This window comes from Bacillus sp. 7884-1, assembly GCF_002272245.1.
Lineage (GTDB): Bacteria > Bacillota > Bacilli > Bacillales > Cytobacillaceae > Neobacillus.
Genome location: NZ_NPDD01000094.1, coordinates 1 through 4,741, shown reverse-complemented (window position 1 = coordinate 4,741; position 4,741 = coordinate 1). Strand labels below are relative to the sequence as shown.

Genomic DNA, 4,741 nt, shown 5'->3' with positions numbered 1-4,741 from the left:
AAAGACCGCCTGTCCCTGCGGTGTTTACTCAAAGAAGCTTTCCTTAGTGGAGCGGAAATCAACAGCCAAGTTAACCGCCAAAAAAAGAAAAAATTTCTATTGAATAATTCTTTGTTTCTTGATAGAATAAATTTCGTTGTCATATGAAATGCATGTTTGACATTACGTCTTTGCTTATGTTATAGTAACTAAGGAAAATTGAATACTAGTTTTGGGAAAAGAAGAAGCACCCGCTTCTCACCTGATTGACGCAATTGGCAGTTGGCAGGTTTTACGTGAACTTTTTAGTTTATTACTTTTGTTTCGTAAAGTGTGGGTGTATTCATCCGCACTTTTTTATTTGTTTAAACAAAGAATCTAAAGTTGTTCAGTACTTGCCGATGCAGCAAAAGTCAGATGTTCTTGACCCGGATGTTGTATTCGTGAAAACCTTGGAGGTGGCTAATTATTAGCAAAGACATGTTATTAAATGAGGGTATTCGCGCTCGCGAAGTTCGCCTAATCGATCAAAACGGCGAGCAATTAGGGATTAAAACCAAATTTGAAGCGCTGGAGATTGCCGGACGAGTGAATCTTGATTTGGTACTAGTTGCACCAAATGCGAAGCCCCCGGTAGCCCGAATTATGGACTATGGCAAATTTAAATTCGAGAATCAAAAGAAAGAAAAAGAAGCTCGAAAGAATCAAAAGATTATTGTTACAAAAGAAGTTCGTCTCAGCCCAACAATTGATGAGCATGACTTTAATACAAAACTTCGCAATGCGATTAAGTTTTTGGAAAAAGGCGACAAGGTAAAAGCTTCAATCCGCTTCAAGGGCCGGGCGATTACCCATAAAGAAATCGGTCAACGTGTATTAGACCGTTTTGCTACCGAGTGCAAAGAAGTTGCAACAATCGAATCTCATCCAAAAATGGATGGACGAAGCATGTTCCTCGTTCTAGCACCTAAAACTGAAAAGTAATAAGGAGGACTATCCCAATGCCAAAAATGAAAACTCACCGTGGCGCTGCAAAGCGTTTCAAGAAGACTGGTTCTGGTAAACTGAAGCGTTCACACGCTTATACTAGCCACTTATTTGCAAACAAATCTACAAAAGCTAAGCGTAAGCTTCGCAAAGCTTCACTTGTTTCTAAAGGCGATTTCAAACGCATCCGTTTCTTATTAACAAATCTTAAATAATCGTTAACGATTGATATAGGAGGAAAAATTCATGCCACGTGTAAAAGGCGGTACAGTTACGCGCAAGCGTCGTAAAAAAGTTATTAAATTAGCAAAAGGTTATTATGGTTCAAAACATACATTATATAAAGTAGCTAACCAACAGGTTATGAAATCTTTAATGTACGCATTCCGCGATCGTCGTCAGAAGAAGCGCGACTTCCGCAAACTTTGGATTACTCGTATCAACGCAGCAGCTCGTATGAACGGACTTTCTTACAGCCGTTTAATGCATGGCTTAAAGATTGCTGGTATCGAAGTAAACCGCAAAATGCTTGCTGAATTAGCAGTAAGCGATGCAGCAGCATTTACTGAATTAGCAAACGTTGCAAAACAACAACAAAAATAATTTTTTGAGCCATTCTCATAACGAGGATGGTTTTTTCTATAAGGGAGATGGGAAAATGAGTACCATATTAGGTGCATATATCATAATGAATATTATTGGTATGATTGTAATGAAAGTGGATAAAAATCGAGCGATAAAACATCAATACCGGATTAGTGAAAACACTTTGTGGCTAGTGGCTATATTTGGGGGTGCTGTTGGTACAACAGCAGGAATGCAGATGTTTAGGCATAAAACAAAGCACATATCCTTTAAAGTTGGATTTCCTTTACTAGCTGTAGCGGAAGTCATACTTTTAGGCTATTTTTTCACGTTGTAGACATAACAGCATGGCCCTTTTTATATGTTAAGTTAACAAGATAGATTAACAACCCAGGGGGCATGTAAAATGAATGAGGACTTGTCTTTGCTGTTAATCATGGTGGAAGCTGGGGGGGTTTTTGCTCCATTGGCTTTTGTTCTATTTCATCTGCTAAGATCGTTCTTGTTTATTCCTGTATCGGTTGTCGTCATTGCTGGAGGGGTTCTTTTTGGAACGGTGTGGGGGACTATTTATTCGGTTATTGGTTTAATGGGGGTTAGCATCTTTTTCTATGCTTTCATTGATAGAATGCCGAAAACCCAGGACCGCCTAATAAAAATAAAAAATCGCTGGTTTGGGGAATATAGAAATCTTACCGTCGGTCAAATTGCCATTTTAAGACTTATTCCTTTTGTTCATTACCACTTATTAAGCTTTTGCTTAAAACAAAGAAAACCTAAATTTAAAGAGTATTTAAAAGCTTCTTTCTTAACAAATATCCCAATCGCCTTTTTTTGTACCATTTTTGGAGAATATATCTCAACCTTTACGCCTTCTGTTATCGCATTAATTCTACTGGGGTTAACGATTCTTGTTTATCTACTGAGAGAGAAACAAAATGTAATCAAATGGAAGGTGTTTTTTAAAAGAACAAAAGAAAAGGCCGCTGGATAGGCGGCTATTTTTGATGCAAAAATTCATCAATTGGACTTTTCCAATTGATTTGAGCAACTGGATATCTTTCGTGTATTTTTCTTTCGATAAAATAAAAGTCCTCCTTATCCATTCCTTGAATGGAAGTAGTTTGATCTGGCCAAAGCGAGATGGAAACAACATCTATCGTATTTTTCGTAGCACCAAGATATTTTTCTCCCGTAAACAATGCACCATTGTAAGTGAGTTGGAAGTTCTTGGTGACCTCTTCATTGTCTATAAGTAGGAAACGTTTGTGTTTTCGAGCTGCTTCCAATTTACGAGTTGGTTTAAGAAGAAATTTAATGGTTACAAAAATAATGAAGATGAACAAGCATACTAACAGTAAGCGCAGCAGCCAAACCATGGTTTTGCCTCCTAGTACTTTTACCTACAATACGAATTGGGAAAAGAAAAGTTTCATTCTTTCTACACTTTGATATAATTTTGCAAAGGGAGTGATTATAAATGCAGCTAGAAAAGTTATTTATCATGCAACAAGCGTTGGATCAGCATATTGAAAAAAAGCATGACCTGCAGGATGAAGATTTATTTAACAAGAAGGTACTCGCATTGCTGGTGGAAATTGGGGAATTAGCGAATGAAACTCGTTGTTTCAAGTTTTGGAGTGTTAAGCCATCATCGGAAAAAAGTGTGGTACTAGAAGAGTTTGTTGATGGAGTCCATTTCATCTTGTCACTTGGCATTGAATGCGGATTTGAGAAACTACAGTACACTATTCAAACAGAACCAACTGCTTTAAATGTCTCAGAACAATTTCTACTCATTTATGAAAAAATTAATGATTTTAAAAACAGTAAAAACGAACATGATTTCAAAGAGTTGCTTGAATCTTATTTGCAGCTGGGTAATCTGCTTGGAATAAGCTATGAGGAAATGGAAAAGGCATATTTTACGAAAAATGAAGTAAATTATCAAAGACAGCAGAATAACTATTAGCTGAAAATTATTGTATAATGATGTTCGAATATACATATAAAGGGGGCGAAGTAATGGCTAAATTAGATGAAACTTTAACGATGTTAAAGGATCTAACCGGCGCCAAAGGGATTCCCGGCAACGAGAGGGAAGTTCGCGACGTAATGACGAAATACATAGCACCATATGCGGATGAAGTAACAACTGACGGACTTGGCAGTCTAATCGCAAAAAAGGTTGGAAAAGAGGGCGGTCCGAAAATTATCGTGGCCGGTCACTTAGACGAAGTTGGCTTTATGATTACACAAATTGATGATAAAGGCTTCCTTCGTTTTCAAACAGTTGGCGGCTGGTGGTCACAGGTTATGCTGGCACAGCGCGTAACTATCGTTACAAAAAAAGGTGATATTATTGGTGTCATCGGATCCAAGCCTCCGCACATTTTATCAGTAGAAGCTCGTAAGAAGCCAGTAGAAATAAAAGATATGTTTATTGATATTGGGGCATCAAGCCGTGAAGAAGCAATGGAATGGGGAGTTCTCCCAGGAGATATGGCAGTTCCATATTTTGAATTTACCGTAATGAATAATGAAAAAATGCTTTTGGCAAAGGCGTGGGATAATCGGATTGGCTGCGCGATTGCGATTGATGTATTGAAGCAATTAAAAGGTGTCGACCATCCAAACGAGGTTTATGGTCTCGGAACCACCCAAGAAGAAATCGGCTCTCGTGGTGCGAAAACATCTGCTGAGAAAATTAATCCTGATATCGGTTTTGCTGTCGATGTTGGTATTGCAGGTGATACACCTGGTATTTCTGAAAAAGAAGCCATGAGTAAAATGGGAAAAGGTCCACAAATCATATTATATGACGCTACCCTTGTGGCACATAAAGGCCTGCGCGACTTTATAACCAATTTGGCAGATGAATTGAATATTCCGTATCAATTTGACGCCATTCCTGGTGGAGGTACTGACGCTGGTCCAATCCATATCACACATAACGGTGTACCATCGTTAGCCATTACGATTGCAACAAGATATATTCATTCACATGCGGCTATGCTGCACCGTGATGACTACGAAAATGCTGTTAAACTGATTGTTGAAGTCATCAAACGACTAGACCGTGAAACAGTTGATAAAATTACGTACGAATAAAGTTTGCTGTCCTCGATATAATGTCGGGGATTTTTTTAGTGCAATACTTGCGGATAGCAGAAAATACTTGCGGATAGCA

Annotated in this window: 8 protein-coding genes and 1 other annotated feature; of the genes, 7 read left to right on the top strand and 1 reads right to left on the bottom strand. The window is 38.2% G+C overall.

Annotated elements, in window-relative coordinates:
• The first annotated feature begins 212 nt into the window (after positions 1-212).
• Positions 213-344, top strand: a sequence feature (ribosomal protein L20 leader region).
• Between the two features lie 100 nt (positions 345-444).
• The 5 genes from infC (at position 445) to CHI06_RS12440 (ending at position 2,545) form a co-directional block, all read left to right on the top strand.
• Entirely contained in the window at positions 445-963 is a 519-nt protein-coding gene (gene infC, locus CHI06_RS12460) for a translation initiation factor IF-3 (RefSeq protein WP_169803657.1), read from the top strand.
• Positions 964-980: 17 nt separating this feature from the next.
• Complete coding sequence (gene rpmI, locus CHI06_RS12455; RefSeq protein ID WP_034676880.1) at positions 981-1,181, top strand: 50S ribosomal protein L35; 201 nt, start codon at positions 981-983, stop codon at positions 1,179-1,181.
• A 31-nt stretch (positions 1,182-1,212) separates the two neighbouring features.
• Positions 1,213-1,569, top strand: a complete 357-nt coding sequence (gene rplT, locus CHI06_RS12450) for a 50S ribosomal protein L20 (protein WP_095248878.1) — start codon at positions 1,213-1,215, stop codon at positions 1,567-1,569.
• 55 nt (positions 1,570-1,624) lie between these two features.
• Positions 1,625-1,888, top strand: coding sequence for a DUF1294 domain-containing protein (locus CHI06_RS12445; RefSeq protein WP_095248877.1), 264 nt, complete (start codon positions 1,625-1,627; stop codon positions 1,886-1,888).
• Between the two features lie 69 nt (positions 1,889-1,957).
• A complete protein-coding gene (locus CHI06_RS12440) occupies positions 1,958-2,545 on the top strand; it encodes a TVP38/TMEM64 family protein (RefSeq protein ID WP_095248876.1) in 588 nt (195 codons plus the stop codon).
• Between the two features lie 4 nt (positions 2,546-2,549).
• Here the strand turns inward: CHI06_RS12440 and CHI06_RS12435 are convergent, their stop codons facing one another.
• On the bottom strand, positions 2,550-2,930 hold the full coding sequence (locus tag CHI06_RS12435; protein ID WP_095248875.1) for a sigma-w pathway protein ysdB: 381 nt from the start codon (positions 2,928-2,930) through the stop codon (positions 2,550-2,552).
• 101 nt (positions 2,931-3,031) lie between these two features.
• On the opposite strand from CHI06_RS12435, the gene CHI06_RS12430 reads away from it, so the two are divergent.
• Both CHI06_RS12430 and CHI06_RS12425 read left to right on the top strand, forming a co-directional pair.
• The gene (locus CHI06_RS12430; protein ID WP_095248874.1) at positions 3,032-3,523 is read left to right on the top strand and encodes a dUTP diphosphatase; all 492 of its coding nucleotides are present in this window, start codon (positions 3,032-3,034) and stop codon (positions 3,521-3,523) included.
• Positions 3,524-3,576: 53 nt separating this feature from the next.
• Positions 3,577-4,662, top strand: coding sequence for a M42 family metallopeptidase (locus CHI06_RS12425; RefSeq protein ID WP_095248873.1), 1,086 nt, complete (start codon positions 3,577-3,579; stop codon positions 4,660-4,662).
• Positions 4,663-4,741: the final 79 nt, after the last annotated feature.